At 65.0% G+C, this 24,516-nt stretch carries 20 protein-coding genes; 16 read left to right on the top strand and 4 right to left on the bottom strand.

The features are described from left to right. The first annotated feature begins 38 nt into the window (after positions 1-38). The 6 genes from BACI348_RS11665 (at position 39) to pdxS (ending at position 8,301) form a co-directional block, all read left to right on the top strand. Positions 39-398, top strand: a complete 360-nt coding sequence (locus BACI348_RS11665; protein ID WP_159826003.1) for a DUF6504 family protein — start codon at positions 39-41, stop codon at positions 396-398. Further along, positions 395-3,883 (top strand): DNA polymerase III subunit alpha, encoded by a 3,489-nt coding sequence (locus BACI348_RS11660; protein ID WP_159826001.1) that lies wholly within the window; start codon positions 395-397, stop codon positions 3,881-3,883. The genes BACI348_RS11665 and BACI348_RS11660 overlap by 4 nt, the downstream gene beginning before the upstream one ends. A gap of 116 nt (positions 3,884-3,999) precedes the next feature. Continuing rightward, on the top strand, positions 4,000-6,009 hold the full coding sequence (gene thrS, locus BACI348_RS11655; RefSeq protein ID WP_159825999.1) for a threonine--tRNA ligase: 2,010 nt from the start codon (positions 4,000-4,002) through the stop codon (positions 6,007-6,009). Between the two features lie 18 nt (positions 6,010-6,027). Next, complete coding sequence (locus BACI348_RS11650) at positions 6,028-6,615, top strand: HIT family protein (RefSeq protein WP_159825997.1); 588 nt, start codon at positions 6,028-6,030, stop codon at positions 6,613-6,615. Next, positions 6,605-7,228: a phosphatidylinositol phosphate synthase gene (pgsA, locus tag BACI348_RS11645; protein ID WP_159825995.1), complete on the top strand. Its 624-nt coding sequence runs from the start codon at positions 6,605-6,607 to the stop codon at positions 7,226-7,228. The genes BACI348_RS11650 and pgsA overlap by 11 nt, the downstream gene beginning before the upstream one ends. 146 nt (positions 7,229-7,374) lie before the next feature. Next, positions 7,375-8,301, top strand: a complete 927-nt coding sequence (pdxS, locus tag BACI348_RS11640; RefSeq protein ID WP_159825993.1) for a pyridoxal 5'-phosphate synthase lyase subunit PdxS — start codon at positions 7,375-7,377, stop codon at positions 8,299-8,301. Between the two features lie 69 nt (positions 8,302-8,370). Here pdxS and BACI348_RS11635 read toward each other — a convergent pair whose 3' ends face one another. Continuing rightward, positions 8,371-10,389 (bottom strand): M3 family metallopeptidase, encoded by a 2,019-nt coding sequence (locus BACI348_RS11635; RefSeq protein ID WP_159825991.1) that lies wholly within the window; start codon positions 10,387-10,389, stop codon positions 8,371-8,373. An 86-nt stretch (positions 10,390-10,475) separates the two neighbouring features. On the opposite strand from BACI348_RS11635, the gene BACI348_RS11630 reads away from it, so the two are divergent. Further along, the gene (locus BACI348_RS11630) at positions 10,476-11,735 is read left to right on the top strand and encodes a CapA family protein (RefSeq protein WP_159825989.1); all 1,260 of its coding nucleotides are present in this window, start codon (positions 10,476-10,478) and stop codon (positions 11,733-11,735) included. Positions 11,736-11,785: 50 nt separating this feature from the next. Here BACI348_RS11630 and BACI348_RS11625 read toward each other — a convergent pair whose 3' ends face one another. Further along, positions 11,786-12,547 (bottom strand): type 1 glutamine amidotransferase, encoded by a 762-nt coding sequence (locus tag BACI348_RS11625; protein WP_159825987.1) that lies wholly within the window; start codon positions 12,545-12,547, stop codon positions 11,786-11,788. Further along, the gene (locus BACI348_RS11620) at positions 12,544-13,836 is read right to left on the bottom strand and encodes a Mur ligase family protein (RefSeq protein WP_201298413.1); all 1,293 of its coding nucleotides are present in this window, start codon (positions 13,834-13,836) and stop codon (positions 12,544-12,546) included. The genes BACI348_RS11625 and BACI348_RS11620 overlap by 4 nt, the downstream gene beginning before the upstream one ends. A gap of 89 nt (positions 13,837-13,925) precedes the next feature. Here BACI348_RS11620 and pdxT point away from each other — a divergent pair, with 89 nt between their 5' ends. From pdxT to BACI348_RS11575, 9 genes are all read left to right on the top strand, one after another. Continuing rightward, on the top strand, positions 13,926-14,636 hold the full coding sequence (gene pdxT / locus BACI348_RS11615; protein ID WP_159825983.1) for a pyridoxal 5'-phosphate synthase glutaminase subunit PdxT: 711 nt from the start codon (positions 13,926-13,928) through the stop codon (positions 14,634-14,636). A 3-nt stretch (positions 14,637-14,639) separates the two neighbouring features. Beyond that, positions 14,640-15,395 carry a YebC/PmpR family DNA-binding transcriptional regulator gene (locus tag BACI348_RS11610; RefSeq protein WP_159825981.1) on the top strand — a complete coding sequence of 252 codons (756 nt, stop codon included), beginning with the start codon at positions 14,640-14,642 and terminating at the stop codon, positions 15,393-15,395. A 32-nt stretch (positions 15,396-15,427) separates the two neighbouring features. Beyond that, on the top strand, positions 15,428-16,006 hold the full coding sequence (ruvC, locus tag BACI348_RS11605; protein WP_159825979.1) for a crossover junction endodeoxyribonuclease RuvC: 579 nt from the start codon (positions 15,428-15,430) through the stop codon (positions 16,004-16,006). A gap of 99 nt (positions 16,007-16,105) precedes the next feature. Next, the gene (gene ruvA / locus BACI348_RS11600) at positions 16,106-16,750 is read left to right on the top strand and encodes a Holliday junction branch migration protein RuvA (protein ID WP_159825977.1); all 645 of its coding nucleotides are present in this window, start codon (positions 16,106-16,108) and stop codon (positions 16,748-16,750) included. Next, positions 16,743-17,831, top strand: a complete 1,089-nt coding sequence (ruvB, locus tag BACI348_RS11595; RefSeq protein WP_159825975.1) for a Holliday junction branch migration DNA helicase RuvB — start codon at positions 16,743-16,745, stop codon at positions 17,829-17,831. The genes ruvA and ruvB overlap by 8 nt, the downstream gene beginning before the upstream one ends. A gap of 209 nt (positions 17,832-18,040) precedes the next feature. Beyond that, positions 18,041-18,451: a preprotein translocase subunit YajC gene (gene yajC, locus BACI348_RS11590; protein WP_159825973.1), complete on the top strand. Its 411-nt coding sequence runs from the start codon at positions 18,041-18,043 to the stop codon at positions 18,449-18,451. 103 nt (positions 18,452-18,554) lie between these two features. Beyond that, positions 18,555-20,315 carry a protein translocase subunit SecD gene (secD, locus tag BACI348_RS11585; protein ID WP_159825971.1) on the top strand — a complete coding sequence of 587 codons (1,761 nt, stop codon included), beginning with the start codon at positions 18,555-18,557 and terminating at the stop codon, positions 20,313-20,315. Beyond that, on the top strand, positions 20,315-21,331 hold the full coding sequence (gene secF, locus BACI348_RS11580) for a protein translocase subunit SecF (RefSeq protein WP_159825969.1): 1,017 nt from the start codon (positions 20,315-20,317) through the stop codon (positions 21,329-21,331). Before secD ends, secF begins: the two co-directional genes overlap by 1 nt. A gap of 132 nt (positions 21,332-21,463) precedes the next feature. Further along, entirely contained in the window at positions 21,464-23,854 is a 2,391-nt protein-coding gene (locus BACI348_RS11575) for a RelA/SpoT family protein (RefSeq protein ID WP_159825967.1), read from the top strand. Here the strand turns inward: BACI348_RS11575 and BACI348_RS11570 are convergent. After that, entirely contained in the window at positions 23,735-24,472 is a 738-nt protein-coding gene (locus BACI348_RS11570) for a type IV toxin-antitoxin system AbiEi family antitoxin (protein ID WP_159825965.1), read from the bottom strand. The genes BACI348_RS11575 and BACI348_RS11570 overlap by 120 nt on opposite strands. Positions 24,473-24,516 lie beyond the last annotated feature (44 nt).

Raw genomic sequence — 24,516 nt, 5'->3', positions numbered from 1 at the left:
ACGGTTTCTGTTCCACTTTTAGCATCCGGGAGGCGCCCATGGGTATGTTCAGCGAATCCGTTGACGTTTCCTGCGCCCCTGACGGCCAGCCTGTGGCCGTTACCTGGGGAGGACGTTCCTATGCGGTGTGTGCGGAGCCGGTCCGCTGGTACGAGCGCCGTCAATGGTGGGCCGAGGAAACCCGCGCCCCGCTGGGAAGCGGCCCCGGCCTGGTGGACCACGAGATCTGGCGGGTCCAGGTGCAGCCTTCCAGTCCAGGTAACGGTGGTCCAGGTAACGGTGGTCCAGGCGCCGCGGGACAGGACGAGCCCCTCACCCTTGACCTCACCCGCCATATCCGCAGCGGCCGCTGGCGGCTGCTGCGGATCCATGACGCACTTCGCCCCAGAACAGCATGAGCTTCACACACCTTCACGTCTCCACCGCCTTCAGCGCCCACTACGGGGTTTCCTGGCCCGAGGAACTGGCGCAGGCCGCCGCTGCTGACGGCGCCAGCGCGCTCGCCTGCACTGACCGGGACGGCCTGTACGGGACCATCAAGCACCTTAAAGCCTGTATGGACGCCCGCATTGACCCCATCGTGGGCGTGGACCTTGCAATCTATGACGACGACGGCGATCACCGCACACAGCTGGCCGGCCGTGTGGTGGTGCTCGCCCGCGGCAACAACAACGGTGCCGGCTACCGTGCGCTGTGCCGGCTGGTGTCCGATGCCCATGCCCGCACCTCGGGAAAATCCGGGGGAACTGTTCCTGTGGCTGTGACCCGGGCGGAACTTGCCTCCCGCACCCTGGATCCCCACACCCTGAAACCCGTGCTGATGGTCCTGATCGGGCCGGATTCCGACGTCGGCCGTGCCATGGGCGGGCGGCGTTACCTTCGGCCGCGCACCCTTTTCAAGCAGTGGCTGGACGCCATGCCCGCAGGAACCGTGGTGGCCGAGACCATGTCCCAGCTCAGCGCCCCGGGATCTCCACTGAGCACGGCACACGCCGTCCGGATGCTCAAACTCGCCGAAGAACACAGCATCCCGGCAATACTCACCAACGCGGTCCGGTATTGCGCCGAGGACGGCGCGGCAACAGCAGACGTCCTGGACTCGGCGCGGACCCTGAAATCCCTTCCGGAGCTTGCCCAGGAGCCACTGCTGCAGCCCAACGGCCAGGGCTGGCTGAAATCCCCTCAGCAGATGCTGCAGCTGGGCAAGGAAATCATCTCCGCAGCGGGCTATGGTGCCGAAGACCTCAACCGGCTCATGGCACAAACAGAGGCGCTCGCCGATGCCTGCAGGATCGATCCCGTCACCGACATGGGGTGGAAGCAGCCGGTGGTTCCGGAGGCCGCAGTCATCGGTATCAGCCAGGATCCGCACATTGAACTGGTGCAGCGCTGCCACGCCGGAATCGGCAGGCGGTTTCCCGGGATCACCGGTTCCAGCGAAAAGGAAATGCTCAGCCGGCTGGAGCATGAACTGAAGATCATCAGGAACCTGGGGTTCTCCTCCTACTTCCTCACCGTTGCGGAGGTTTCGCGCATGATCCAGGAGATGGGGGTGCGGGCAGCGGCCCGCGGCTCCGGTGCCTCCAGCCTGGTCAACTACCTCATTGACGTCAGCCAGGTAAATCCGCTGCAGCACGACCTCATCTTCGAACGCTTCCTTTCCCGGGACCGGGCCACCCTGCCGGACATCGACATCGACGTCGAAAGCGCCGAGCGGCACAACGTGTACCACCGGATTTTCGAGCGCTTCGGGTCAGAACGCGTCACCCTCATGAGCATGCAGAACGGCTACCGGGCGCGGGGTGCAGTGCGGGACGCCGGCCTTGCCCTGGGGATGGACGACGACGACGTGGGGGACATCGCCAAGCAGCTCTGGCGGTTCTCGGCCCGGAAGTTCCGCGAAGCGCTGCAGGAGAAGCCCGAGTTGAGGGAATTTGCCGGCCGGGTGGAAAAGCGTGATCTCCACGGCAACCAGCAGCTTGACCTGCTGGTGGACCTGACCGAACGCCTGGACCGGTTGCCCCGGCACATCTCCATGCACCCTTGCGGCGTGATCCTGGGGGATGCCACCCTCCTGGACCGCACGCCCGTCCAGCCCAGCGGGCTTGGATTGCCCATGAGCCAGTTCGATAAGCACGACATGGACCCCATGGGCATGCTCAAGCTCGACGTCCTGGGCGTCAGGATGCAAAGCGCCATGGCCTTTGCCGTCCGGGAGGTCATCCGCATCCATCCCTCCAAAAAGGAAGTGGTTGCGGCCGGGGGCCACAACCCCGGGCCTGACGGCTGCGGGCCGGACTTCATCGCTGACAACGGGCACATCGACCTGAACGCCGTTCCCCTGGATGATGAGCCCACTTTTGAACTCATCCGGAGCACCCACACCCTGGGCTGCTTCCAGATCGAATCCCCCGGGCAGCGTGAGCTGATCGGCAAGATGGCGCCGCGGGAGTTCAATGACCTCATTATCGATATTTCGCTGTTCCGTCCGGGACCCATGAAATCGGACATGGTGCGGCCCTTCCTGGAGCACCGCCACGGGTTCGCCCCCGAGGTCTATCCGCACCCGCTGCTGAAACCGGTGCTTGAGGAAACCCATGGGGTGACGGTGTTCCATGAGCAGATCCTGCGGACCTTCGATGTGATGACCGGGTGCGGGCTTGCGCAGGCCGATGAATTCCGCCGGGCCCTCAGCAGCGAAAGCGGGGAATCCCGTGTTGAGGAGTACTTCCGGAAGCATGCCAGGGAAAAGAACTTTTCACCCGACGTTGTGGACAAGGTCTGGCAAACCCTGAAGTCCTTTGCCAGCTTCGGCTTTTGCAAAGCACACGGGGCGGCCTTTGCCGTACCCACATACCAATCAGCCTGGCTGAAGGCGCACCACCCTGAAGCCTTCCTGGCCGGGCTGTGGGAACACGATCCCGGCATGTATCCGAAACGGCTTCTGGTAGCGGAAGCCAGAAGGCTCGGCATCCCCATCCTTCCCCTGGACATCAACCGCAGCAAAGCGGAATACCGGGTGGAGCGGATCCTGCAGGGCCCCGATGCCGGCAGGCTGGGGATCCGGCTGAGCCTGAACGGCATCTACGGGCTGTCAGCCACCGAGCTTAAGAGGATCGTTGCCGGCCAGCCCTATGATTCCCTGGCCGACCTCCGCACGCGCTCGCGGTTGAGCAAACCGAGCATTAAACGGCTGGCCCAGCTGGGTGCTTTTGATTCCCTCCACCGGGAGGCGGGGGGAATGGCCAACCGGGCAGACCTGGTCCAGCACCTGCAGCAGCTGCAAAATGCAGGCAGCGGACGGAAGGGCGTCGAGGTGGTGGAGGGGCAGTTGTCCCTTCCCCTGGGCGATGTGGAGCTGCGGAACGTCAAGCCGGGATTGCCTGCACCCACCCTCGTCGAGAATGTCCGGGCGGAGCTGGACCTGATGGCGGTTGATGTCAGCAGCCACCTGATGGAAAGCCACCGCCCCACCCTGGAAAAGCTGGGTGTCACCACGGCTGACAAGCTCCTGGGCCTGCGCAACGGGACAGAAGTGCTGGTGGCCGGAGTGCGGGTAGCCACCCAGACACCTCCCATGCGGGGAGGCAGGCGGGTGGTGTTCATCAGCATTGACGACGGCACCGGCTGCGTTGATTCGGTCTTCTTCCATGAAGCCCAGGAGAACGCAGGGCTGCTGCTGTTCGGGACCAGGCTGTTGCTCATCCGCGGCACCACCCGGAGGACGGGACCACGGGGCATCAGCATCAGCGCAAGCATGGCCTGGGACCTCAGCCGCACCGATACCCTGCCCTTCCCGTCTCCTGCGGACCAGCCCGCTGACGTCCCGCATCCCCTGGACGGGATCAGCAGAACCCTGGCGATTACCGGTTTTGGCGGTTGACGCTGCCGTGTGCCGCTTTGGTCGGCCCTCCGCCGAACCGATAGCATTGACGGTGGCTGGCTGTGGTCCCCGTATGCCACAAGCTATGAAGCCTTAACTTTGAATAGGAGACACCCGTGTCAGATGCCCAGCAGATCACCCTTCTCGTCGATGGCGAAGAAACCAAGGTGACTACCGGGACAACCGGTGCGGAACTCTTCTTTGAGCGCCGTGATGTTGTTGTGGCCCGCGTCAACGGCGAGCTGAAGGACCTGGACCAGGAACTGCCGGATGGTGCCGAGGTCGAGGGCGTCACCATCGATTCCCCGGACGGGCTGAACGTGCTCCGCCACTCCACGGCCCATGTGATGGCGCAGGCCGTCCAGCAGCTCCGCCCGGACGCCAAGCTGGGCATCGGCCCCTACATCGCTGACGGCTTCTACTTCGACTTCGACCTCGCCGAGCCCTTCACCCCCGAGGACCTCAAAACCCTCGAGAAGATGATGCTCAAGATCGTCAACCAGAACCAGAAGTTCGTCCGGCGCGTCGTCTCCGAGGACGAGGCTCGTGAAGCGATGAAGGACGAGCCCTACAAGCTGGAACTCCTGGGCAAGAAAAACGAGGCCGCTGAGGCCGGCGAAGGCGTCAACGTGGAGGTCGGCGCCGGTGACATCACCATCTACGACAACGTTGAGCGCAAGGAAGGCACCACCGTCTGGTGCGATCTTTGCCGCGGCCCGCACCTGCCCAACACCAAGCTGATCTCCAACGCCTTCGCCCTCACCCGCTCCTCTTCCGCCTACTGGCTGGGAAACCAGAAGAACCAGCAGCTGCAGCGGATCTATGGCACGGCCTGGCCCACCAAGGACGCCCTTAAGGCGTACCAGGAGCGCCTTGCCGAAGCCGAGCGCCGCGACCACCGGAAGCTCGGCTCCGAACTGGACCTGTTCTCCTTCCCGGACGAACTCGGCTCCGGCCTGCCCGTCTTCCATCCCAAGGGCGGCATCATCCGCAAGGAGATGGAAGACTACTCCAGGCAGCGCCACGTCGAGGCCGGCTATGAGTTCGTGTATACGCCGCACATCACCAAGGGCCACCTTTACGAGGTGTCCGGCCACCTTGACTGGTACAAGGAAGGCATGTTCCCCGCCATGCGGGTGGATGAGGAGCTCGACGCCGACGGCACCATCCGCAAGCCGGCACAGGACTACTACCTGAAGCCGATGAACTGCCCCATGCACAACCTCATCTTCCGCTCCCGCGGACGTTCTTACCGCGAGCTGCCGCTGCGCCTGTTCGAATTCGGTTCGGTGTACCGGTACGAAAAGTCCGGTGTGGTGCACGGCCTCACCCGCGTGCGCGGCATGACACAGGACGACGCCCACATCTACTGCACCCGCGAGCAGATGAAGGACGAACTCACCAAGACCCTGACCTTCGTGCTGGACCTGCTCAAGGACTACGGGCTTAACGACTTCTACCTGGAACTGTCCACGAAGGACCCGGAGAAGTATGTCGGCGAGGACGCCGCCTGGGAGGAAGCCACCAGGACCCTTGCCGAAGTTGCGCAGGAATCCGGCCTGGAGCTCGTCCCCGATCCCGGCGGAGCTGCCTTCTACGGTCCCAAGATCTCCGTGCAGGCGAAGGACGCGCTGGGCCGCACCTGGCAGATGTCCACCATCCAGCTGGACTTCAACCTGCCCGAACGCTTCGAATTGGAATTCCAGGCGGCCGACGGCACCCGGCAGCGCCCCGTGATGATCCACCGTGCGCTCTTCGGCTCGGTGGAGCGGTTCATGGGCGTCCTCACCGAGCACTACGCCGGGGCCTTTCCCGCATGGCTCGCACCCGTCCAGGTGGTGGGCATCCCGGTGGCGGAGACGTTCAACGAGTACATGTTCGACGTCGTCGACCAGCTTAAGGCGGCGGGTATCCGTGCCGAGGTGGACATTTCCTCGGACCGGTTCCCGAAGAAGATCCGTACCGCCAGCAAGGACAAGATCCCGTTTGTGCTGATCGCCGGCGGTGACGACGCCGAGGCGGGTGCTGTGTCCTTCCGCTTCCGGGACGGAAGCCAGGACAACGGCGTGCCCGTTGAAGAAGCAGTCAAGCGGATCACGGAAGCCGTCCGTAACCGGACCAGCTAGCGGAAACGGAACAAGACGGTGCAGGAGAACACAGGCGCAGGATATCCAGGCGATGCCGGCGTCACCGACGACTTTGACCTCGCCGGTGTCCCGGACGCTTTCCAGCGCCTGTGGACTCCGCACCGGATGGCCTACATCAAGGGAGGCCAGCACCAGTTCAAGAACGAGCACGACTGCCCCTTCTGCGTAGGCCCCGCCCGGACCGATGAGGAAGCACTCATCGTCCACAGGGGAAAGACCTGCTACGTGGTGCTGAACCTGTTCCCGTACAACCCGGGGCATCTCCTGGTCTGCCCGTACCGGCACATTCCCGACTACACGGACCTCACGCTCGAGGAGACGGCAGAGTTCGCCGAGCTCACCCAGACGGCCATGCGGGTCCTGCGCAAGGTATCGAATCCGGGCGGTTTCAACCTTGGGATGAACCAGGGCGTGGTGGGCGGGGCCGGCATCGCCGCGCACCTGCACCAGCACATCGTTCCCCGGTGGGGCGGCGACGGGAACTTCTTCCCCATCATCGCCCAGACCAAGGCGATTACGCAGACCCTCGACGAGGTCCGCCAGCTGGTCGCCGACGCCTGGCCCGGGGAGACGGATGCTGAATAAGCACGCGCGCGGGTTCTTCACAGCACTTTTCACCCCGGTTGCCCGTTGGCTGCTCCGCCTCGGAATATCACCGGACGCCGTCACCATTATCGGCACGGCCGGCGTGGTGGTGGGTGCCCTCGTCTTCTACCCGCTGGGACAGCTCTGGTGGGGAACACTGTTCATCACCGCATTCATCTTCTCCGATGTCCTGGACGGCATCATGGCCAGGATGCAGGCCGTGGGCGGCCGGTGGGGCAACTTCCTCGACTCCACCCTGGACCGGATCGCCGACGGTGCGCTGTTCGCGGGGCTCGCTGTCTGGTTCTTCACCGGCGGGGCCAACGTCCCCATCGCCATGACGGCCACTGTGTGCCTCGTCCTGGGAATGGTGGTTTCCTACGCCAGGGCCAAAGCCGAGTCCCTGGGCTTCACCGCCAACGTCGGCATCGCCGAACGGGCGGAACGCCTGGTCTCGGTCCTGGTGGTCACCGGATTCACTGGCCTTGGCCTTCCAAGCGTGGTGCTGCTGGTCACACTCGCGCTGCTCGCCCTCGCCAGCTTCGTCACAGTGGTCCAGCGCGTCGTTTCGGTACGCCGCCAGGCGCTTGCGGAACCCTCGCCGGCGGATTAACACGAATTAAGCCGGCCGGCCGCGGTGAGACTAGTATTAGGACTGCCCGGTCAATGGATCCGGCAACCCGGTGTGTGTAAACGCGGCATCTGACGTGCCGCCCTGCACGCCCGGCGAAGGTCATCTATCTACCCATAGGGGTTTTTGTGTCTACACCTGATGTAAGCAACGAGGCCGGTTCGTCCGCGAACAGCGTCACGGGCAGCAGCCGCGTGAAGCGGGGCATGGCTGAGATGCTCAAGGGCGGCGTCATCATGGACGTCGTCAACGTCGAACAGGCCCGCATCGCCGAAGACGCCGGTGCTGTCGCTGTGATGGCGCTGGAACGCGTTCCAGCCGATATCCGCGCCCAGGGCGGCGTGTCCCGCATGTCCGATCCCGACATGATCGACCAGATCATCGATGCCGTGTCCATCCCGGTCATGGCCAAGGCCCGCATCGGCCACTTCGTCGAAGCACAGGTCCTGCAGTCCCTCGGCGTGGACTACATTGACGAGTCTGAGGTCCTGACCCCGGCCGACTACGTCAACCACATCGACAAGTGGAAATTCAAGGTTCCCTTCGTCTGTGGCGCCACCAACCTCGGTGAGGCCCTGCGCCGCATCAACGAGGGCGCGGCGATGATCCGTTCCAAGGGTGAGGCCGGCACCGGCGACGTCTCCAACGCCACCGGCCACATGCGCCAGATCCGTGCCGAGATCGCCAAACTCGCGGCCTTGCCCGAGGACGAGCTGTACGTCGCGGCCAAGGAACTGCAGGCACCGTACGAACTGGTCAAGGAAGTTGCCGCCGCCGGAAAGCTTCCGGTGGTTCTGTTCACCGCCGGCGGTATCGCTACCCCGTCTGATGCCGCCATGATGATGCAGCTCGGCGCTGACGGCGTGTTCGTTGGCTCCGGCATCTTCAAGTCCGGCAACCCGGCACAGCGCGCGGCCGCCGTCGTCAAGGCTACTACCTTCTTCGACGACCCCGACGTCATCGCCAAGGCCTCGCGCGGCCTGGGCGAAGCCATGGTGGGCATCAACGTCGACGAAATCCCCCAGCCGCACCGCCTCGCCGAGCGCGGCTGGTAACAGCAGCACAACTGAGCAAACCGCGACGGCGGCGGGTCACCTTTGTGGATGACCCGCCGCCGTCGTTCTTTAAAGTGACTCGAGGCCGCGGCGCTTCAGGAGGGGCTCGAGCCTGGCTTCGCGGCCGCGGAGGGTGCGGAACGATTCCAGCGGATCCCGACTGTTGCCGCGCGACAGGAGCTCCTGCCGGAAGCGTTCGCCGTTGGCCCGGGACATGCCGCCGTTCTCGGTGAACCAGTCCACCGTTTCGGCGTCCAGCACCTCGCTCCAAATGTAGGAGTAGTAGCCGGCCGCGTACCCTGCCCCGGCGAAGACATGCTGAAAATAGCCCGTCCGATAGCGCGGCGGAATGAGGGCGTGGGCGATGCCGGCGGCTGCGAGGGCCTTGTCCTCGAAAGCCACTGCGTCCTCGGGAACTCCGCCGGATCCCAGGACATGCCAGGCAAGGTCCAGCAGTGCTGCCCCGAGGTACTCGGTGGTGGCGAACCCCTCACCCCACAGCCGCGATTCGTTGAGTTTGTCCACGATCCCGCGGGGCAGCGGTTCTCCGGTTTCGCAGTGCTTCGCGTAATTCGCCAGCACCTCCGGCCGCATGATCCACATCTCGTTGACCTGCGACGGGTACTCCACAAAATCGCGGGGGACGGCAGTACCGGAAAACCGCGGATACGTCACGTCGGAGAACAACCCGTGCAGGGCGTGGCCGAACTCGTGGAACGCGGTCCGCAGCTCGTCCAGGGTCAGCAGCGTCGGTTCGCCCGCCGGCGGCTTCGAGATGTTCAGGTTGTTGATGACCACGGGTTTGGTCCCCAGCAGCGCCGACTGTTCCACGAGCGAATTCATCCAGGCACCCCCGCGCTTGGACTCCCGTGTGTAGTAGTCGCCCAGGAAGAGGCCCAACGCTTCGCCGTCCTCGTTCCGGACCTCCCAGACCCGCACATCCGGGTGGTACCCGGCCAGGTCCTTCCGCTCGTGGAAAGTGATGCCGTACAGGGAGGTGGCTGCGAAGAAGACACCGTCGGTCAGGACCCGGTCCAGCTCGAAATAGGGCCGAAGTGCCTGCTCGTCCACCTCGTATTTTTCGCGCCTCACTTTGGCCGAGTAATAGGCCCAGTCCCAGGCTTCCAGGGGATGCCCGGCAGCCTCAGCCAGGGCAGCAGCCTCGCGGTCCGCGTTGCGGACAGCAGCGGGCGCCATCCGGTTCAGCATCGACTGGATGGCTTCGAAATCGGGTGCCGTTTGGCGGTCCACCACCAGCTCGGCGTAGTTGGCGAAGCCCAGCAGGACGGCCTTTTCCGCGCGCAGCCCCGCCATGGACCTGGCCAGCTCCAGGACGTCGAGGTTTCCGCCGCCGCTGCCGCGCGCCACCGACGCTGCGAACAGCCGACGGCGGATGGCCCGGTTTTCGAGGACAGCGAGGGCAGGCTGGTTGGTGGGCTGGATCAGCGTCAGGAGGAACTTCCCGCTGTGCCCTGCGGCGCGGGCGGCTTCTGCGGCGCGGGCGACGTCGTCCGCGGGCATGCCGGCGAGGTCAGCCTCGTCATCAAGCAGGAGGGCTGCCGACTTCATGCCTTCCTTGACCCGTTGGCCGAACTCCGTGCCCAGCCGGGAAAGTTCTGCGTTGAGCTCCCTGAGCCGGGACTGCCCGGGTTGGTCCAGCTGGATACCCGACTGGCGGAATTCCTTCAGGTACTCCGCAACGAGGCGTTCCGACTCAGCATCAAGGCCGGAGGTATCGATGGCAGCGAACCGTTCATAGAGCCCCCGGTTCAGGAAAACTTCGTCCTCATGGGCCGAAAACCGCGGGGAAAGTTGAGTTTCAAGATCCCGGATGTCCTCGGTTGCGTCCGCGGAGACGAGGGTGAAGAACGCAGCCGAGGCCCGCTGCAGCAGCTGGCCGGAACGCTCCATCGCCACCGCCGTGTTCTCGAAGGTGGCCGGTCCGGCGTTCTCCGTGATGGCCCGGATTTCTTCCAGGTGCTCCGCGAACCCGGCCTCCGCAGCCTCCGCGTAGTGGGAAACCTGGATGTCAGCGAACGGAGGCAGGCCGAACGGAAGCGGACTGGGATGAAGCAGGGGGTTTGTCATGACGTAAATCTTTCATACGGGGCCACGCCTTCTCAACGACCCGCAAATGGCCGTGGCGGCACGGGACTGTACCTACAATGACGGCTATGGGGATCAGTTGGGGTGGTGCCGCCGCGCGTGCAGGCGCCGCCGTCTGCGCATTGTTCGCGGCTGCCGTACTGGCTGGCTGCGGCCTGGTGGCTGAGCAGGACGGGCAGACGGCCCGGCCTGCCGTTTCCGCTTCCACAGTCCCTAGTGCCGGATCATCAACGCCGGCTCCCAGCCCCACGCCCACCCCTGCACCGACCCCTGGCAAGGGCCCGGCCTGCCCGGTGGTGCGGTGCACCTCGGTTCTGGTCACCGGTGACATGCTGGTCCACACCCAGCTTTGGCAGCAGGCACAGCAGGATGCTGCCGCAGCAGGCAAACCCGGATACGACTTTGTGCCGTTGTTGGAAGGGCAGCGCCGATACATCAACAGCAGTGACGTGGCCATCTGCCATCAGGAAACGCCCGTGGCCGGTCCTGAAGGCCCGTTCTCGGCGTACCCGTCCTTCAACGTTCCGCCGCAAATCATCGCCGCAGCCAAGAATGTGGGCTACCAGGCATGCACCACAGCCAGCAACCACACCATCGACCGCGGCACGGACGGGCTGCTGCGGACCCTTGACGCAATGGACGCCGCCGGCCTGAAGCACACCGGTTCCTACCGGACCGAGAACGAGTCCCATGGAATCCTCATCATGCAGACCCCGGCCGCCAGGGTGGCCCTCGTCGAGGCCGCCTATGGCCTCAACGGGCTGGTCCCCGACTACCCGTGGCAGGTGGACATGCTGGACGCCCCGGCCATGATCGCCAAAGCAGTCCGCGCCCGGGAGCTCGGGGCGGACATCGTTATCGGGGCAATGCATGCCGGTGAGGAGTATGCCAGTGAACCGAATGCCCAGCAGCAGGACGTTGCGCACGCCCTGGTGGACAGCGGGCAGTTTAACCTGATCTATGGGCACCACACCCACTCGGTGCTGCCCATCGAAAACTACAAGGGGACCTGGATTGTGTACGGCCTCGGTAACGGGATTACTGAGCTGTCGCCGTGGTACGTGGTCAACAACGAGGGCCTGCTGGTCCGGGTGCAGTTGGGCCAGGACGCTGCCGGGAAATGGTCGGCCACCGATTTGGGCTGGGCACCGTCGGTCATTGTCCGCGATCCCTACCGCTGGTGCCCGGTGGCAACGGACGCCCCGCAGGGGCCGTGCGCCGGACCGGAAGCGGACGCCGCCACCAGGCAGCGCACCAGCACGGTGGTGGAATCACTGGGCGCAGCCGCGGCCGGCGCCCACGAGCTGCTGATCACCCGAGAACCGTAAGCCTCGGCGGGAACGCAAGTGCCGCCGTCGGCCGTGCACACCAGGCGGAATCAGCGTGGACGGCGTGCCGCGTGCTCCCGGGCCAGCTGGGCGAACCGGTCATCCGGCTGGCCCGGCTCGAAAGTCCCGAACTTCCGCTCGGCGGCCGTCCGAATCAGGAAGTCCGCAATGGCGGGGTTCTTCGGCAACAGGGATCCGTGCAGGTAGCTCGCCACAATATTGCGGTAGCGGGCGCCCTCATGGCCGTCGCTGCTGTTGTTGCCGGTGCCCTTGGGGACGGTGCCCAGGGGCCGCACTCCGCTGCCGAGCGTGGTCTGGCCGCTGTGGTTCTCGTAGCCAAGGACTTCGCCGAACTCGGACGTGGCAACCTTGACGTTGCCGATCAGGCGTTCGTCGGTGCCATGGGTTTCCACGTCCAGGACGCCGATGCCGGGGATGACCGCTCCGGTGCGCGTCTTGAAGAAATGTCCGAATAGCTGGTACAGCCCGCAGATGACCAGCATCGGGGCGCCGTCCTCGGCGAGGTCCTTCAGTGTTGCCGCGCGGGCCTGCAGGTCGTCCTGGATGACCAGCTGTCCGCTGTCCTGCCCGCCGCCGCCCACGATGATGTCCACGTCCTCGGGGAAGGGGTCGCCCACGTTGTATTCGAGCAGTTCGGGGGTGTAGCCGTGCCAGTGCAGCCGCTGCTGCAGGACCAGGGCATTGCCCCAGTCACCGTAGATGTTCATGTCCCGCGGATACAGCTGCACTACCCGGAGGGTGCCTTTGCTCTCCGGGCTTTCCCCTGCGGGATTCGCGCCTGCCTGGCTCAAGAGACAACCTCCACGGTGGTGATTTTGGACAGTTCGCGGCGGATTGCCAGCATGGCGGTGTACGTGCAAAATATGCGCTTCGGCTTGCCTTGGGCTTCCCTGATGAAGGCAGCCAGGGCAGGAGCGATCTCGGTTTCCACACCACCGACCGGGACCTCGTCGTATTGCAGCCGCAGCGCCATGTCGTAGGCGCGCGACCCGGTGACCTGGTCCACTCCGCCTTCGCGCAGGGAATCGAATTCCACGTCCCACAGCCAGGACATGTCCCGGCCGTCCGCGTAGTTGTCATTGATGGCGATCATGGTGGCGTAGCCGCCGGCGGGAAAGGACTTCAATCCGAGCCGGAAGCCGCTCGGGTTCTTCACCAGGACCAGGTCCAACGGCTGCCCGTCCACGGTGAGGCTCTCGCCGCGGCCAAACGCCGGCTCCACCTGCGAAAGTGCCTCCAGCAGCGTTGCATGGTCTGCGGTGGCGGCGCCGCCACCGCAGATGCTGCGGGCAAGCGTCAAGGCCGCCGCGGCGTTGAAGATGTTGTACACGCCCCGCAGTTTCATGCCGGTGGTGACAGTGCCGCCGTCGTACTCAAAATCCGCACTGTCCGCGCCTACTTTGCGGAGCACGACGTCGGCAGCGGGCTTCTCCGGCAGGCCCGCCGGGGCGGGACTTCCGGGAGCGGCGCGCATGTCGTCGTCGTTGGGGAAGGTGTCCAGCAGCGAATCGTCCAGGCCAAAGTACGCGACGTCCTGCCCGGTGAGGGTATCCGCGATCCGGGCGACCCTGGGATCCTCGCGGTTCAGGACCACGGTTCCCGTGGTTTTCGCTGCAATGTGCTGGAGAAGCTGCGCGGTCTTGTCGATCTCGCCGAACCGGTCCAGCTGGTCGCGGAGGACGTTCAGGAGGAGGCAGTAGCGCGGGGGCACACTGTTGACGAAATGCACGGCGTGGGCTTCGTCGAGCTCCAGGACGGCGACGTCGGCATCCAGCCGGCCGCGCCAGTCCACCTCGCCGAGCAGGGCAGCCGCCACCCCGCGGGTGAAATTGCTGCCCGTGCGGTTGGTGAAAACCTTCAGCCCCTGGCTCTCGAGCAGTTCCACCACCATCTTGGTGGTGGTGGTTTTCCCGTTGGTGCCGCTGACCACCGCCACACCGTGGGGGAGGCTGCTGAGTGTCCGCCGCATGAAGCCGGGATCGATTTTTTCGACCACCAGCCCCGGAAAAGCAGACCCGCCGCCCCGGAGGCGGGAGGCCCGGCGGACCAGCTTGCCGAGCGGAACACTGAAGTAGAACATGGTTCGAATATATCCCAGCAAGGGCATACAGCTGCCGTCCGGGAGGTGCCTGGGGCGGGTGGAAAGCGCTGGCCCCGTATGCTGGATGGATGACAAATTCCCTTTCAGCTGCTTCAGCGCGCCCCGGTTCCGGACTGCGGATCGGCGTGCTGGCGCTACAAGGTGACTTCCGCGAGCACCTCCGGGCCATGGAGGCAACCGGGGCGGAGGGCGTGGGTGTCCGCCGGACAGAGGAACTTGATGGCCTGGACGGGCTGGTAATTCCCGGCGGTGAATCAACGGCCATCGATAAGCTGGCACGCGCCTTTGGCCTCGCAGAGCCTCTCAAGGAGCGCATCGCCGGCGGTCTGCCGGTTTACGGTTCCTGCGCCGGAATGATCCTGCTGGCTGACGAGATCGCCGATCCCGCCAAGGACCTCGCCGGAGCGCCGCAGCAGACCTTCGGCGGGCTGGACATCACGGTGCGACGCAACGCCTTCGGCCGGCAGCGCGAGTCCTTCGAAACCGACCTGGATTTCAAGGGGCTGGACTTCAGCACCACCGAAGCCGGGGTCGCCCCGGTCCACGCCGTCTTCATCCGCGGACCCTGGGTGGAGCGCGTAGGACCGGACGTGGAAATCCTCGCGCAGGTGGAGCCGGCTGATCCGGAACACGCGTCCCACGCCGTCCAACTGCCCGGGACGGCTAGAATTGTTGCAGTGCGTTCAGGCCACCTGCTGGCCACCTCCTTCCATCCCGAAGTGACTGGGGAGAAACGCGTACACGAACTTTTTATCCGCATGATCAGAGGAGAAGCGTAAAGCATGTCAGGCCACTCCAAATGGGCGACGACCAAGCACAAGAAGGCGATCATTGACAGCCGCCGCGCAAAGTCGTTCGCCAAGCTGATCAAGAACATCGAAGTTGCCGCCCGGATGGGTGGACCGGACCTCGCCGGCAACCCCGGCCTGGAACTCGCCGTGACCAAGGCGAAGAAAACCTCGGTACCCAACGACAACATCGACCGCGCCATCAAGCGCGGCGCCGGCCTCACCGGCGAAGTGGTGGACTACACCGAGATCATGTACGAAGCCCGCGGCCCGCAGGGCTCCGCGCTGTTGATCGAGTGCCTCACGGACAACAAGAACCGTGCAGCCTCGGAAGTGCGCCTGGCCATTTCGCGCAACGGCGGCACCATCGCCGATCCCGGCTCCGTGAGCTACCTTTTCGCCCGCAAGGGTGTTGTCAACCTGCCCAAGAACGGGCTCAGCGAGGACGACGTCCTTATGGCGGTCCTGGACGCCGGCGCCGAAGAGGTCAAGGACAACGGCGAGACCTTCGAAATCCACTCCGAGCCCGGCGACCTGCAGGCCATCCGTGAGGCCCTCAACGAGGCCGGCATCGAGTACGACACCGACGAGGTGGAGTTCGTCCCCTCCATGCAGGTGGAGCTCGACGTCGATGGCGCCCGCAAGTTTCTCAAGCTGGCCGATGCCCTCGAGGACCTCGACGACGTCCAGAACGTCTACAGCAACGCCGACCTCAGCGACGAAGTCCAGGCTGCCCTGGAATCCGAGTGACGTCCCGCGGTGCCTGCTGAACCCTCAATCCCGTGACGCTGCGCGTACTGGGCGTTGACCCGGGGCTGACCCGTTGCGGGATCGGCGTGGTGGACGTCGAACGGAACAGACGGGCCACCATGGTGGCCGTGGGGGTGGTGGGCACCTCGCCCGAGGAGACGCTGGACCAGCGCCTCCTCGTCATTGCCCTGGCCATCGACGAATGGCTGGACCGTTACGAACCCCAGGTCCTCGCCGTCGAACGCGTCTTTTCCCAGCTCAACGTCAGCACGGTGATGGGGGTGGCTCAGGCGTCCGGTGTGGTGATTGCCGCCGCAGCCCGCCGCGGCATCCCGGTGGCATTGCATACGCCGTCGGAAGTGAAAGCGGCCGTGACCGGCAGCGGCTCCTCCAACAAGGAAGCCGTCACCAAACTCGTCACCAAGATCCTCCGGCTCGATGCCCCGCCGCGCCCGGCCGATGCCGCCGACGCGCTTGCCCTTGCCATCACCCACGCCTGGCGTGCAGGCAGCGGTGCGGCCGTTGCCACCACCGGGCCCGGCAGTTCTTCGCTGACACCGGCCCAGCGGGCGTGGGCAGAAGCCGAAGCCAAGGTGCGGCGTGCCCGCTGAATGTCCTGGCCGCTTGCTAGGCTATTCGTAGATATGTTCGGATAGCCGGTCCTGCCCTCTTCCCAGATGGCAGCCCGGCGGTACACCAGGAGCCAGGCCTTGATCAGTTTCCTTCGCGGAACCGTAGCCCATGTAGGCCTGTCCACGGCCGTGATAGACCTCAACGGCGCGGGAATGAGTGTCAATGCCACCCCCCGGACGCTCAGCAAGCTCCGCACGGGGGAGGAGGGCCAGCTCTTCACGTCCCTGATTGTCCGGGAGGATTCCCTCACCCTCTTCGGCTTCGCGTCCGACGACGAGCGGGAGGTTTTCGACGTCCTGCTCAGTGTCAGCGGGGTTGGCCCCCGGCTGGCGCTGGCTGTTCTTGCCGTCCACGATCCGGAGGCCATCCGCGTGGCGGCACACACCGGGGACAGCAAAACGTTCACGAAAGTACCCGGCATTGGTCCCAAGGTGGCCGGCCGGATCGTCCTGGAGCTCGCCGGAAAGCTGGTGCCGCACGGCACAGCCGGTGCCGCCAGTGCACCCACCGCCGCGGAAGCTGCCTGGAAACCCCAGGTGGTGGCCGCTCTGACAAGCCTGGGCTGGTCGGAAAAGGACGCCTCTTCCAGCATCGACAAGGCACTGGCCGACGATCCCGAGGTGTCCTTCCGCGGCAACGTCCCGGAGATCCTGCGCACCACCCTGCGCTGGCTGGGCCAGGACGGGGCGCGGGCCGGGAACCGGGTAGGCAGCCGTGGCTGAACCTTCGCTGGTGGCCGCGGGGGAGGAGCCGGAAGAGCGGGCCATCGAGGCCGCCCTCCGGCCCAAGAACCTCGACGACTTTGTGGGGCAGCACCGGGTGCGGAAGCAGCTCTCGCTGGTGCTTCAGGCCTCCCGGATGCGCGGCAGGAGCGCGGACCATGTGCTGTTTTCGGGCCCGCCGGGGCTGGGTAAAACAACGCTGGCCATGATCGTGGCGTCGGAAATGAACGCGCCGCTGCGGATCAGCAGCGGCCCTGCCATCCAGCACGCCGGAGACCTGGCTGCCATCCTGTCTTCCCTGTCGGAGGGCGAAGTCCTGTTCCTGGACGAAATCCACCGCATGTCCCGTCCGGCCGAGGAAATGCTCTACATGGCCATGGAAGACTTCCGGGTGGACATCGTGGTGGGCAAGGGGGCCGGCGCCACGGCCATTCCGCTCGAACTTCCGCCGTTCACCCTCGTCGGCGCCACCACCCGTGCGGGCCTGCTGCCGGGGCCGCTGCGCGACCGTTTCGGTTTCACCGGGCACCTGGAGTTCTATTCGGTCGCCGAGCTGGAGCTGGTCCTCCGGCGTTCGGCGGGGCTGCTGGACCTGAAGGTGAACTCTGCCGGGTTCAGCGAGATCGCCGGCCGCTCCCGCGGCACGCCCCGTATCGCCAACAGGCTGCTGCGGCGCGTCCGTGACTGGGCGCTGGTGCACGGCATCGAACAGATTGACGCCCGGGCAGCGTCGGCAGCCCTGGACATGTATGAGGTGGACAAGAAGGGGCTCGACCGGCTGGACCGTTCCGTCCTGGAGGCGTTGATCACCAAGTTCGGCGGCGGCCCCGTGGGCCTGTCCACCCTTGCCATTGCTGTCGGCGAAGAGACTGAGACGGTGGAGACCGTGGCCGAGCCCTTCCTGGTCCGCGAGGGGCTGCTTGGCCGGACGCCGCGGGGCCGGATCGCGATGGCGCCGGCGTGGACCCACCTCGGTTACGCCATCCCGTCCGGCGTGTTCGGGCAGGAGCCGCTGGACCTTTTCGACGCTGCCGCCGACGCCGCGGACGACACCGATGACTGGGCCCCGCAAAGCCGCTAGCAGGCTCCCTTCAGCTTTTCCCTTTAGACTGGTATGACGCTCGGCACGTTCGGGTCTTTGTTTCGTGGGCGGCACCTGCCGCCCGCGTCGCTGGGGAAGGAACCCGTCAGGCCTCTGCCTGCCTGACAGTCCTGCCCCGGCCGGAGCGAAGCCGACGTCGCTGGAAAATCAGCTAGGCACATAAAAGGACGGAATTCCCCTTGGATCCAATGTCAATTCTCCTGTTCGTCATGCTCGGCGTGTTCATCTTCATGATGTTCCGCCGCAACAAGAAGACGCAGCAGCAGCAGGCGGAGCTCCAGTCGAAGTTCGGCCCCGGCGTCGACGTGATGACCAGCTTCGGCCTCTTCGGCCGGATCGTGGAGATCGACGAAGCCGAGAACAAGGTCACCCTTGAGCTTTCCCCCGGCAACACCGCCACCGTTCACCGCCAGGCCGTGACCAAGATCGTTGAGCCGGCAGTGGTGCCGGAAGCTGACGCCCCGGCCGTCCCGGACGATGTATCCTCCATCACCGGACATGACGTCAGCGCCCAGGAGACCGGCACCCCGGCCCAGGCCAACGAAACGCCGGACGAGACCCTGAAGCGCCTTAATGATGAGGGCAAAAAGGACAGCTAGTCCCCGTTAGCCCTTTTCAATACCTCTACGGCTGCGGAACACCGCCGGCGCCGGTATCAACCAGGCACCGGCGGTTCGTCCGTGAATAAGAGAAAGATCAACAATGGCACGAACTGGCCTTAAGAAACCAGGCCTCAGGGTCCTGGTCTGGCTCGGCGTCATCATCGTCGCGCTGACCGCTGTCCTGGCCGGCGGCACCATGGCCGGCAAGGCAAGCTGGGCGCCCAAGCTGGCCCTCGACCTCGAAGGCGGCACCCAGATGATCCTGGCGCCCAAGGTTGAGGGCGGTTCGGACATCAACGAGGAACAGCTCAACCAGGCTGTGGCAATCATCCGCCAGCGCGTGGACGGCTCGGGCGTTGCCGAGGCCGAGATCAGCACCCAGTCCGGGCGCAACGTGGTGGTCAGCCTTCCGGGCACCCCGTCAACTCAGACGCGCGACCTCATCCAGGCCTCCGCTGACATGAACTTCCGCCCCGTCCTGCTCAACGGAGCGGGCGCGGCTGTCCCGGAAGAAGCGCGGGCACCCGAGGACCAGCTGCCCAAGCCGACGGCCGAACCTGCCAACAGCAGCGATACCAACTGGATCACGCCGGAAATCTACCGCCAGTTCGAAGCCCTTGACTGCGACAACCCGTCCCAGGACAAACAGGAACGCTCAGACCCGGCCAAGCCTCTGGTCACCTGCGAGCCTGCGTCCGGAACCAACCCTGCCATCAAGTACATCCTTGGTCCCGTGGAGGTTAAAGGCAGCAACATCGTGACTTCCTCCTTCCAGCTCCAGCAGGGTGCGCAGGGTGCCGTCACGAACGAGTGGGCCGTCAACATCCAGTTCGACGACGAAGGCACGGCCAAGTTCAAAGAGGTCACCGAGCGCCTGAACCAGTTCTACGTGGCTGCCGGCGGGGAATCGGGCACCGACCCCAAGGCACAGTTCGCCATCGTCCTCGATGACCAGGTCATTTCCGCTCCGCGTTCGCTGGCCGTGATTACCGACGGTCGTCCGCAGATCACCGGCGGCTTCACCGAACAGACCGCCAAAGCGTTGTCCGACCAGCTCCGGTTCGGCGCACTGCCGATCAGCTTCGAAATCCAGAGCGAGCAGCAGATTTCCGCCACCCTGGGCGGTGAGCAGCTGCGCATGGGCCTCCTGGCGGGCATGATCGGACTGCTCCTGGTGGTGGTCTACTCGCTGTTCCAGTACAGGGCCCTTGGCTTCGTCACCATCGCCTCACTGGTGGTGGCAGGCATCCTGACCTACCTGGCCATCGCCATCCTCGGCTGGACGGAAAACTACCGGCTGTCCCTGGCCGGTGTGGCCGGCATCATCGTGGCCATCGGCCAGACCGCCGATTCGTTCATCGTCTACTTCGAGCGCATCCGCGATGAACTCCGTGAGGGGCGCGGCCTGGTGTCCGCCGTCGAAAACGGCTGGAAGCGGGCCAAGCGGACCGTCCTGGCTTCGAAGGCAGTCAACCTGCTGGCGGCCCTTGTCCTGTACTTCGTGGCCGTCGGCAACGTCCGCGGCTTCGCCTTCACCCTGGGCCTGACCGCCATCGCCGACCTCATCGTGGTGTTTATGTTCACCCACCCCACGCTGCAGCTGCTGGCCCGTACGCGCTTCTTTGGTGAGGGGCACCGGTTCTCCGGCCTCGACCCGAAGCGGCTCGGTGCCGTCCCGCTGTACCGTGGCGCAGGTCGTCTCCGCACGCCGGAGGACCGGCCCGCCGTCGCTGTCCGCGCCAAGAATGCAGGCGCCGCAGCAGAGGCAGAACGCCGGATGACCATCGCCGAACGCCGCCAGGCGCAGAAGCAGGAGCAGCTCGCAGGTTCCTCGAAGTCTGCAGCGAAGGAGAACAAGTAATGCCAAGCTTCGCGACTTTCGGTAACGAGCTCTACACCGGGAAGCGCTCCTACAACTTCGTGGGGGCCAAAAAGATCTGGTTCATCATCGCGGCTGTCGCTGTTGCCCTGTCCATCCTCATTCCGGTGGCCAAGGGCGGATTCAACCTGGGCATCGAGTTCCGCGGCGGCTCCGAGTTCACAGTTTCCAACGTAAAGACCACGGACGCCACCGTGGGCGAGGAAGCCGTCACCGATGTGGTGGCCGGCAGCGTGCCCCGCGTCGCCAACGTGGCCGGGACCACCATGCGGATCCAGACCGACAAACTCACCGATGACGAAACACTCCGCATCAAGGAGGGGCTGACCACCGCGTACGGAGTCACGGACAACGAAGTGACTTCCACGTTTGTGGGACCCACCTGGGGTGCGGACGTCACCAAGCAGGCATTGATCGGCCTGGTGATTTTTGTGCTGTTGGCCGCGGTACTGATGGCGCTGTACTTCCGCACCTGGAAGATGTCGCTCTCCGCCATCGCCGGCATGGTGGTGACCATGTTCGTCACCGCCGGGGTGTACGCGCTCAGCGACTTCGAAGTGACGCCGTCGGCCATCATCGGATTCCTGACCGTCCTGAGCTACTCCCTCTATGACACCGTGGTGGTGTTCGACAAGATCCGCGAGAACACGGCAGAGATTGACGCGTCGACGCGGCGTACCTTCGCGGAGGAAGTCAACCTTGCCGTGAACCAGACCCTGGTTCGCTCGATCAACACCATGATGGTGGCCATCCTCCCCGTCGGCGCCATCCTGTTCATCGGTGCCGGCCTGCTGGGTGCGGGAACCCTGCGCGACCTCTCGCTGGCACTGTTCGTTGGCATCCTCATCGGTACCGCGGCCACGATCTTCGTCGCCGCTCCGATGTACGCATGGCTGCGCCAGAACGAGCCTGACCTCGTCAAGCAGGCGAAGCGCGTGGAGCAGCGCCGGGCGGCTGCGGAGCGGACCACCGCTCCGGCGGAGCCGGCCCAGGCGTAGCCCCTTCCGGTGCGGGCCGGCCAGCGTCAGATTCCTGACGCTGGCCGGCCGCTGCTGTTTTGGTGCCGGTTATAAAACTCACTGGGCTGAGGAATAGACTGGGGTAATTAAACGGTCATGAGGGGTGCTTCATTGGAAGAACGTTCTGCGTCGGTGCCGACAGCACAAGGAGATCAGAGTCAGCCCGGTGTGCAGACCGGTGCGGCCACTTCCGCGCGCGCAGGTTCATTGGTCCCTGTGGACAACTCCGGTTCCCGTCCCACGTTTCCCGGCCGGCGGGAACGCACCAGGTCACGGCTTGCCCGCCTCACGGGCCGCAGCAGCGCAACCTACTCACCCATCCTTGAGCCGCTGCTCCGAACCGTCCGGGCCAACAATCCCAAAGAGGATTTTGACCTGATCCAGCGCGCGTTCGATGTTGCGGAGCAGAGCCACCGCGGGCAGAAACGCAAAAGCGGTGATCCGTACATCACCCACCCGGTGGCCGTGGCCACCATCCTTGCCGAACTGGGGCTGAGCGGCACCACCCTGGCAGCGGCCCTCCTGCATGACACGGTAGAGGACACCCCCTACACCCTTGCCGATCTGAAACGGGATTTCGGCCCGGAAGTTGCCATGCTGGTGGACGGGGTCACCAAGCTGGATAAGGTCAGCTTCGGCGAAGCGGCGCAATCCGAGACCGTCCGCAAAATGGTCGTGGCCATGGCCAAGGACATCCGGGTTCTGATGATCAAACTGGCCGACCGGCTCCACAACGCCCGCACCTGGCGATTCGTTTCCGCCGAATCCTCGGCCCGCAAGGCCCGCGAAACCTTGGAAATCTTTGCCCCGCTGGCGCACCGGCTTGGTATGAACACCATCAAATGGGAGCTCGAGGACCTGTCCTTCGCGGCCCTGTACCCGAAGGTGTATGAAGAGATCGTCCGCATGGTGGGGGACCGTACCCCCGAGCGGGAAAAGAGCCTGGGCGTCATCCGCGACCAGATCACCGAGGACCTGCGCACCGCCAAAATCAAGGCGACCATCACCGGCCGCCCCAAGCACTATTACTCCATCTACCAAAAGATGATTGTCCGCGACAAGGACTTCGACGACATCAACGACCTCATGGGTGTCCGTGTCCTCGTAGACTCCGTCCGTGACTGTTACGCGGCCCTGGGCACCATGCATTCGCGCTGGAACCCGCTGCCCGGCAGGTTCAAGGACTACATCGCGATGCCCAAGTTCAACATGTACCAGTCGCTGCACACCACTGTGATCGGTCCCGGCGGCAAACCGGTGGAAATCCAGATCCGCACCCACGAAATGCACCGCCGCGCCGAGTACGGCGTGGCCGCGCACTGGAAGTACAAGGACCAGCCCAACCGCACCGCAGTGGGCCCCGGCAGCCCCCGTGACGGCGACATGGGCTGGCTGCGGTCCCTGGTGGACTGGCAGCAGGAAACCTCGGATCCGGGCGAGTTCCTCGATTCCCTCCGCTTCGAGATCAATGCCCGCGAGGTGTTCGTCTTCACCCCCAAGGGCGAGGTTATGGCGTTGCCTGCCGGGTCCACCCCGGTGGACTTCGCCTACGCCGTGCACACGGAAGTGGGACACCGGACCATTGGCGCCCGGGTCAACGGGAAGCTGGTTCCGCTCAACAGCGAGCTGAACCACGGCGACTGGGTGGAGATCTTCACCTCCAAGGCTGAAGGAGCCGGGCCAAGCCAGGACTGGCAGCACTTCGTCAAGAGTGCACGCGCCCGCAACAAGATCCGGCAGTGGTTCAGTAAGGAACGCCGTGAAGAGGCGATCGACCGCGGCAAGGAACTCCTGACCCGGGCGATGCGGAAGCAGAACCTGCCGCTCCAGCGCCTGATGACGCACGAGGCGCTGGCGGCGGTAGCCGAGGAATTCAAGTACGTGGACATCTCCGGCCTGTACGCCGGGGTGGGCGACGGACACACCTCCGCCCAGTCGGTCATGGAAAAGCTCGTCGAGAGCCTTGGCGGCAACGAAAGCGCCGACGACGACATCACCGAAGTCAGCATCCCCACCCAGGTCACGAAGGCACGTTTCTCCGATTCCGGTGTTGTGGTACGCGGTGTCGGTGACGTCTGGGTGAAGCTGGCCCGCTGCTGTACTCCCGTTCCGCCGGACCCTATCCTCGGTTTTGTCACCAGGGGCTCGGGCGTATCCGTGCACCGGACTGACTGCACCAACATTTCGGACCTGAAGGACCAGCCGGACCGGATCGTTGATGTGGACTGGGCGCCCACGCAGTCCAGTGTGTTCCTTGTGGAGATCCAGGTGGAGGCGCTGGACCGGAAATCGCTGCTGTCCGACGTCACCCGGGTGCTGTCCGAGAACCACGTCAACATCCTGGCCGCCAGCGTCCATACCTCCAGTGACCGGGTTGCCATCTCAAAGTTCGCCTTCGAGATGGGTGACCCCAAGTACCTCAACCACGTCCTGAGCGCCGTCCGCAGGATCGACGGCGTCTTTGACGTCTACCGCACCACCGGGAACAAGCGCCGGAGCTAAGCGCGCGAGTTTCTCCAGCGCCGCCCTTTTGTGGGGTACTCGCGGGCTCGCCTCGATTGCCAGGACGAGCAACCTTAGGCGCACATCGTTCTCCGGACGGGCCAGCAGACCTTCCAAGGCAGGGATGGCCCGTTCCGCGTCCACATGAAGGGCAACGTCAAGGGCGGTCCGCAACGGGCTGGAGACCATCAGGCCACCCAGGCTCACAACGTCGAACGGCCCAAGCTTTACCTCGTGGAGCGTGCACCCCCTGGTGTTGCGGAGACTCGAAACCCGGCGCTTGGCGTCCACAAGCAGCGCGAGCCGGTCCGGCTCAGCGGCGCAGCCGTAGATCCAGGCTGCGGTCATGCGCCCGGCCACTACCCGGCGTCGGACGCCTGGAGGAACTCCTCCCGCGGCAGCCCGGGCCCGTAGCTGCGGCGTGGCAGCGGTCCCCGGCAGCGCGTAACCGTGCTGATGGAAACGTGTCAGCAACCCGTCGGCGGCCAGCGATTGAAGTTCCGGGAAGGCAAACGGCATGCCGGGGGCATACATCTCAGGGAACCGCAGGACGGGTTCTGCGCCGGGGGAGTGATCCGTGCCATGGGTGCCGGCGGGAGGTGCCGTTGGTATCGCCATTCACCCATCCTGCCGCGCTGTCCTTAACGGGCACAGGCCCGGCT

It is taken from the genome of Arthrobacter sp. 9AX, assembly GCF_902506095.1.
Classification (GTDB): domain Bacteria; phylum Actinomycetota; class Actinomycetes; order Actinomycetales; family Micrococcaceae; genus Arthrobacter.
The sequence above is the reverse complement of the archived record's forward strand: the minus strand, read 5'-3'. Positions and strand labels throughout refer to the sequence as shown.

Bases quoted from the DNA above. Each gene is read 5' to 3' on its own strand.
- BACI348_RS11665 (WP_159826003.1), top strand. From the start codon at position 39: ATGGGTATGTTCAGCGAATCCGTTGACGTTTCCTGCGCCCCTGACGGC.
- BACI348_RS11660 (WP_159826001.1), top strand. From the start codon at position 395: ATGAGCTTCACACACCTTCACGTCTCCACCGCCTTCAGCGCCCACTAC.
- pgsA (WP_159825995.1), top strand. From the start codon at position 6,605: ATGCTGAATAAGCACGCGCGCGGGTTCTTCACAGCACTTTTCACCCCG.
- BACI348_RS11635 (WP_159825991.1), bottom strand. From the start codon at position 10,389: ATGACAAACCCCCTGCTTCATCCCAGTCCGCTTCCGTTCGGCCTGCCT.
- BACI348_RS11630 (WP_159825989.1), top strand. From the start codon at position 10,476: ATGGGGATCAGTTGGGGTGGTGCCGCCGCGCGTGCAGGCGCCGCCGTC.
- BACI348_RS11620 (WP_201298413.1), bottom strand. From the start codon at position 13,836: ATGTTCTACTTCAGTGTTCCGCTCGGCAAGCTGGTCCGCCGGGCCTCC.
- pdxT (WP_159825983.1), top strand. From the start codon at position 13,926: ATGACAAATTCCCTTTCAGCTGCTTCAGCGCGCCCCGGTTCCGGACTG.
- BACI348_RS11610 (WP_159825981.1), top strand. From the start codon at position 14,640: ATGTCAGGCCACTCCAAATGGGCGACGACCAAGCACAAGAAGGCGATC.
- yajC (WP_159825973.1), top strand. From the start codon at position 18,041: ATGTCAATTCTCCTGTTCGTCATGCTCGGCGTGTTCATCTTCATGATG.
- secD (WP_159825971.1), top strand. From the start codon at position 18,555: ATGGCACGAACTGGCCTTAAGAAACCAGGCCTCAGGGTCCTGGTCTGG.
- secF (WP_159825969.1), top strand. From the start codon at position 20,315: ATGCCAAGCTTCGCGACTTTCGGTAACGAGCTCTACACCGGGAAGCGC.
- BACI348_RS11570 (WP_159825965.1), bottom strand. From the start codon at position 24,472: ATGGCGATACCAACGGCACCTCCCGCCGGCACCCATGGCACGGATCAC.